This window comes from Ciceribacter lividus (assembly GCF_003337715.1).
GTDB lineage: Bacteria > Pseudomonadota > Alphaproteobacteria > Rhizobiales > Rhizobiaceae > Allorhizobium > Allorhizobium lividum.
Map to the genome: position 1 here is coordinate 86642 of NZ_QPIX01000016.1, position 6170 is coordinate 92811.

The 6170-nt window shown below is 65.1% G+C and carries 5 protein-coding genes; 4 read left to right on the top strand and 1 reads right to left on the bottom strand.

Translation table 11 applies throughout. The annotated features are described in order from the left end of the window. Positions 1 to 4: 4 nt before the first annotated feature. A complete protein-coding gene (locus DFR48_RS21055; RefSeq protein WP_114365179.1) occupies positions 5 to 1045 on the bottom strand; it encodes a glycoside hydrolase family 25 protein in 1041 nt (346 codons plus the stop codon). A 256-nt stretch (positions 1046 to 1301) separates the two neighbouring features. Here DFR48_RS21055 and DFR48_RS21060 point away from each other — a divergent pair, with 256 nt between their 5' ends. From DFR48_RS21060 to DFR48_RS21075, 4 genes are all read left to right on the top strand, one after another. Then, entirely contained in the window at positions 1302 to 1832 is a 531-nt protein-coding gene (locus tag DFR48_RS21060; RefSeq protein ID WP_114365180.1) for a tetratricopeptide repeat protein, read from the top strand. 77 nt (positions 1833 to 1909) lie between these two features. Further along, positions 1910 to 2506: an RNA polymerase sigma factor gene (locus DFR48_RS21065; RefSeq protein ID WP_114365181.1), complete on the top strand. Its 597-nt coding sequence runs from the start codon at positions 1910 to 1912 to the stop codon at positions 2504 to 2506. A 1-nt stretch (position 2507) separates the two neighbouring features. Further along, positions 2508 to 3299, top strand: coding sequence for an anti-sigma factor family protein (locus DFR48_RS21070; protein WP_114365182.1), 792 nt, complete (start codon positions 2508 to 2510; stop codon positions 3297 to 3299). Positions 3300 to 3416: 117 nt separating this feature from the next. Further along, positions 3417 to 5978: a GcvT family protein gene (locus DFR48_RS21075; protein ID WP_114365183.1), complete on the top strand. Its 2562-nt coding sequence runs from the start codon at positions 3417 to 3419 to the stop codon at positions 5976 to 5978. Positions 5979 to 6170: the final 192 nt, after the last annotated feature.

The following is a 6170-nucleotide window of genomic DNA, read 5'->3' on the forward strand; positions in this document are numbered from 1 at the left end:
GACCTCAACTCGCCCGGGCGGCCGTCCAGTTGTGCCAGTCTGCCTCGCTGCCGCGGAAGACGTTGAGGTCGATCCGGCCTTCAACGCCGTGCGAAAGTCCTGACCCCGAATACTGCCAGAACAGCCACTTGCGGCCCGGATAGACCTTCGACGGGTGCGCGGCGACCGAGCGGAGCCAGAAGGGGTATTCGCGGAAAGCGCCGTCCAGGTGATCGTCGTAGAAGTCAGGCGCAGTGTAGATGATCGGGCGCTTGCCGTAGTGACGCTCGATCATGTCCATGAAGACCTGCATCTTCTCATGTATCTTGGCGGTGGAAAGCCGCCGCTTACAGCTCGACTCGGCATTGTATTCGACGTCGATCACCGGCGGCAGCGCATCGGGGTCGCGCGGCACGTTGCGGATGAACCATTCGGCCTGCTCGCCGGCGGTGCGGCACCAGTAGAAGAAATGGTAGGCGCCGCGCTTCAGGCCCGCATCCTTCGCCCGGTGCCAGTTCGCCTTGAACATCGGGTCGAGATGGTCACCGCCGTCCGTCGCCTTGATGTAGGCGAAGTTCGCCCCCTGCGTCCTGAGCTTCGCCCAGTCGATGTCGCCCTGCCAGCGGGAGACGTCCACCCCGTGCACGGCGTATTTCTTCGGCGAGGACTTGCCGAAATTGATCGGCTTGGCGTCGCGGAACCGGTGGCTGTAGATCCTTGTGCGGCCCTGCGGCTCCAGCGTGGTCGCCGGATTTTCCGGCACCAGCATCGCCACCGGCTTTTCGGCCGGCACCGGCATGGCGACGGTCGTCGTCGCCGAGGTGAGCGCCTGCGATTGCGGCACTTGGCCCGCCCAGGCCAGCGCATGCTGCTCCGGCACGCTTTCCTGCGGAGCACCCGCGTCGGCTGCAACCTCCGCCGCCGGGATCGGTGCGGCGGGTGCCGAGATCGCGCTCGTCACCTCGTTCGAGGGCTTGATCGCAAGCACTTCCTCCGGCCCCGTGGTCGAGCGGCAGCTCGCAAGCAGAAGAGAGACGACGACAAGTGACGTAGCCGACAGACGCATGAAACACGCAACTCCGAACGGGCATGGACGGCACGAGATCGTGCCGCTCGCAACCCAGACAAAAATCCCTAACGGATCATTTATCGGAGAATGCTAAATACAATCTTTACCGCGACGGGACGCATGCTGCCGATCGCGCCGCTCCGGCAGCGCTCCGCCCCCATCAGGGCTCCACGACTTTTTTCTCCCGTCACGACGAATAGAACGGCTGCGCCGCGTGTTCTCCTCTCGCAACGCCCCGCAAGGAGACATCTTGATGAACACGAAAACCTTTCTCGCCGCCGCCGTCGTGCTCGGCCTTTCCTCCCTCGCTCCGTCAGCCCTCGTCTTCGCCGCCGGCGACGACAGTTCCAGCACCCCGACCTGCAAGGCGGGCGAAGTCTACGACCAGGCGAGCGGCAAATGCGTGAAGCAGAGCGGCGCCAACGTGACCGACGAGAACCGGACTGACTATGCCTATTCGCTCGCCAAGGCCGGTCGTTACGAGGAAGCGCTCGCCATGCTCGACACCGTCGCCGACCAGAACGATCCCAAAGTGCTCAACTACCGCGGCTATGCGACCCGCAAGCTCGGCCGCACCGACGAGGGCATCTCCTACTATCTGCGCTCGGTAGCCGCCGACCCGCAATACGCCAAGGTCCGCGAATATCTCGGCGAGGCCTATGTGATCAAAGGACGGCTCGACCTCGCCCGGGAACAACTCACCACCATCCGCTCGATCTGCGGCGAGGGCTGTGAGGAATATCGCGACCTCGACGAAGCGATCCACGGCGCCTCCGACATCTGATCCGCCTCGATCATCTCGGACCGGGCGGCGCGCTGTCTGCCCGGCCCTCGCGAAGAAAGCCTTGGAAGAACAGCAAAATGGCCATCGCATGGGATTTCGCGGCGGGCTATAGTCGCCGCTCTCCGGAGACGCCCCGCAGCAAGACGGGACCTCTCCACGGCGCACGGGAGGCGGAAATCGCCAGCGAAACAGCCATCCGAAGCGGGCTTCTCGCCAGTCTGCCGAGACTGTGGCGCTACGCCTTCGTGCTGTCGCGCCAGCGCGACGTCGCCGACGATCTCGTGCAGCAGACCTGTGTCCGGGCGCTGGAGCGCTGCGGCCAGTTCGTGACGGACGGCAGTCCCGACCGCTGGTTCTTTTCGATCCTGCACTCGGTCTGGCTCAACGAGGCGCGCGCGCGAAAAGTCCGGCTCGGACAGGGTCTCGTGCCGGCCGAGGAGCACCTCGCCTTCGACGGCGCCCGCGACGCCGAGCTCCGCGCCGATGCCGGCAAGGTGCTGCGCCTGGTGGATGCCCTGCCGGAGGCGCAGCGCGCCGCCGTCTTCCTCGCCTATGTCGAGGGCCTTACCTACCGCGAGGTCGCCGAGATCCTCGATATTCCGATCGGCACCGTGATGAGCCGGCTCGCCGCAGCGCGCGCCAAACTCGCCGCCGGCACCGACGGGGGAGTGTGACATGACCAACAAGACACCGATCCCCTCCGACGAGGAACTGACCGCGTTCATCGACGGGGAACTCGACCCAGCCGAGCACGCCCGCATCGCCGGAGCGCTACGCGACGATCCTGAGACCGCCGAACGGCTCGCCTTCTTAAAGCGCGCCGATCTCCTGCCGCTGCGCGAGAGCTTCGCGTCCTTGCTCGACGAAGCGCCCCGCGGCAGCCTCGAAGACATGCTCGCCGCCATTCCCCGCCAGGACGCCGCCGAACCGAAGAACTTCGCCCGGCGCAGCTTTATCACCGCCATCGCCGCCTCGGTTGCCGCCGGCATCGTCATCGACCGCGCCTGGATGCGCTTTGCCGCACCCCCCGCCGCCACACAGAGCGCCGAGTGGCGCGATGCGGTGGCACAATACATGGCGCTCTATACGGCCGAGACGCTCGGCGCCGCCCGTCCCGGCCACGAGGCCGCAGTCGCCCAGCTCGCGGTTATAAACGAGCGCCTCGGCCTGTCGTTGTCGCCGGAGGCGATCGCCCTTCCCGGCAGTGAATTCAGGCATGCGCAGATCCTCGCCTATGACGACCGGCCGCTTGCGCAGATCCTCTATCTCGACCCCGAGGGTCACCCGCTCGCGCTCTGCATCTTCGCCTCCGAGGCCGCCGAGGCGGCAATCGCAAACGAACGTCGCTACGCCCTCGACATCGCCTTCTGGTCGAGCGGCCGCCACGCCGCCATGCTGATCGGCCACCTGCCCGCCGGCGACATCCGCCGCCTCGCCGAGGGCGTCAGCAGCCGGATCGCCGCCTAGCGACACCACGCGTCCTGGCGCTGGTCGTGCAGTCTTTGAAGAATGTCGCAGACAGGCTGCACACGGGTCGACTTACGCCCTAATATCCCGCGTCAACGTCAATCAGGATCGCAGGCAATGGCAGAGTTTCCGACTAGGGCTAAGGTCGTCATCATCGGGCTGGGAGGCATCGTCGGCGCCTCCATCGCGCATCATCTCATCGAACGCGGCTGGGACGACATCGTCGGCATCGACAAGTCCGGCATCCCGACGGACATCGGCTCGACCGCGCACGCCTCGGACTTCTGCTACACGACGAGCCACGACTATCTGTCGGTCTGGACGACGCAGTATTCCATCGATTTCTACGAGAAGATGGGCCATTACGCCCGCATCGGTGGCCTCGAGGTCGCCCGTACCGGCGACGACTCCTGGATGGAAGAGATCAAGCGCAAGCTCTCCTCCGCCAAGGCCTTCGGCACCCGCGCCCACTATGTCTCGCCGTCTGAAATCAAGAAGCTCTTCCCGCTGATCGAGGAGGACATGGTCCAGGGCGGCATGTTCGATCCCGACGCCGGCCTCGTGATCCCGCGCTCGCAAACCGTCGCCGGCAAGCTGGTCGACGCCGGCGAGAAGGCCGGCAAGCTGCAGGCCTTTGCGAATACGCCGGCCCAGTCGCTGATCGTCGAGAACGGCCGCATCAAGGGCGTCGTCACCCATCGCGGCACGATCATGGCCGACCACGTCATCGTCTGCGCCGGCCTCTGGGGCCGCCTGATCGCCGAAATGGTCGGCGAGGACCTGCCGGTCATGCCGGTCGACCATCCGCTCACCTTCTTCGGCCCGTTCAACGAGTTCGAGGGCACCGGCAAGGAAATCGGCTATCCGCTTTTGCGCGACCAGGGCAACTCCGCCTACATGCGCGACACCGGCGACCCGAAGACCACCGAGGGCGGCCAGATCGAATGGGGCTATTACGAGACCACCAACCCGCGCATGTGCCATCCGCGCGATCTTCTCGAAAAGCATGAGGCCCGCCTTTCCCCCTCGCAGCGTGACCTCGAGATGGAACAGATTCTCGAGCCGCTCGAGCGCGCGATCGAGCTCACCCCGATCCTCGGCGAACTCGGCTACAACGAAGGCCATTCCTTCAACGGCCTCTTGCAGGTTTCTGCCGCCGGCGGCCCCTCCTGCGGCGAGAGCCAGAAGGTCCGCGGCCTCTGGTATTGCGTCGCGATCTGGGTCAAGGACGGCCCCGGCTACGGCAAGCTCATCGCCGACTGGATGACCGACGGCCGCACCGAGATCGACCACAATTCGATCGACTACGCCCGCTTCTATCCGCACCAGCTGACCGAGGACTTCATCGCCGGCCGCTGCTTCGAGGCCGCGCAGAAGATCTATTTCCCCGCCGTCCACCCGCGCGAACCCTATGCCAGCGGCCGCAACGCCAAGCGCTCGCCGATGTACGAGCGCGAGGTCGAGCTTGGCGGCTATTTCATGGAGCTCGGCGGCTGGGAGCGCGCCCACGGCTACAAGGCCAACGAACACCTGCTGGAAAAATACGCCGACCGCGTACCCGTGCGCGAAAACGAATGGGACAACCGCCATTTCTGGCGCGTCTCGAACGCCGAGCATCTGGCGATGAGCGAGGATTGCGGCATCGTCAATCTCAGCCACTTCCACATGGTTGACATCGAGGGGCCGGACCATGTCGAGCTGCTCGAATGGCTGTGCGCCGCCAAGATCGGCGGTGACGCCAATATCGGCAAGGGCATCTACACCCACTTCCTCGACGACGAGGGCATGGTGCGGGCCGACTTCACCGTCTTCCGCATGGCCGACCGCTGCCGTCTCGTGAACGGTGCCGATGCGGGCCCGCGCGACTTCCACTACATGAAGCGCGTGGCGCAAGATCGCGGCCTCGACGTCACCATCACCGACACCTCGGAGAAATACATCACCATCGGCATCTGGGGCCCGAACGCCCGCGACACCCTGAAAAAGGCCGTGGCCGATCCAGCCGGCCTCGATCCGGAAAACTTCCCCTTCGCCGCGATCAAACCGATCGAGATTGCCGGCAAGCCGGTGACCGCCTTCCGCATCTCCTATGTCGGCGAGCAGGGCTGGGAACTGCACATGAAGTACGAGGACGGGCTCGCCGTCTGGGATGCGCTGCGTGCGACCGGCGTCATGGCCTTCGGCGTCGAGACCTATGCAAACTCCCGCCGCATGGAAAAGAGCCTGCGCCTGCAGAACGCCGACCTCCTGACCCAGTACAACCTGATCGAGGCCGATCTTGCCCGCCCGAAGGTCAAGGAAGCCAATTTCCGCGGCAAGGCCAAGCACCTCGAATACAAGGCGCGTGACCACCAGCCGGCCATGCTCTGCACGCTCGTCATGACGGAAAACACCGACAAAAACGGCGTGAAGCGCTATCCGGTCGGTTCGCTGCCGGTCATGGACCCGGAAACCGGCGAGACGCTGGTCGACAGCCTCGGCCGCCGCTCCTACACCACCTCGATCGCCTACGGTCCGACGATCGGCAAGAACATCGCGCTCGCCTATCTGCCCTGGGAGTATTGCCAGGTCGGCCGCAAGCTCACCGTCGAGTATTTCGCCGAGACCTACCCGGTCGAAGTCGCCGGCGTCGGCTACAAGCCGCTCTACGATCCGGAAAACCTGAAGCCGCGGAGCTGAGGGGCGGTCATAGCACTCGGAGAATTGGAATCCCGCCGGTGGCAACGCCGGCGGGCTTTCTGTTCGTTATCGTCGTGGGCTTCGTCCCGGCGGTTCTTAAACGCCAAAAGCCCCGCGAGGGGGCTTTGAGGGATTTCTGGGAAGGTTGGTTGCGGGGGCAGGATTTGAACCTGCGGCCTTCAGGTTATGAGC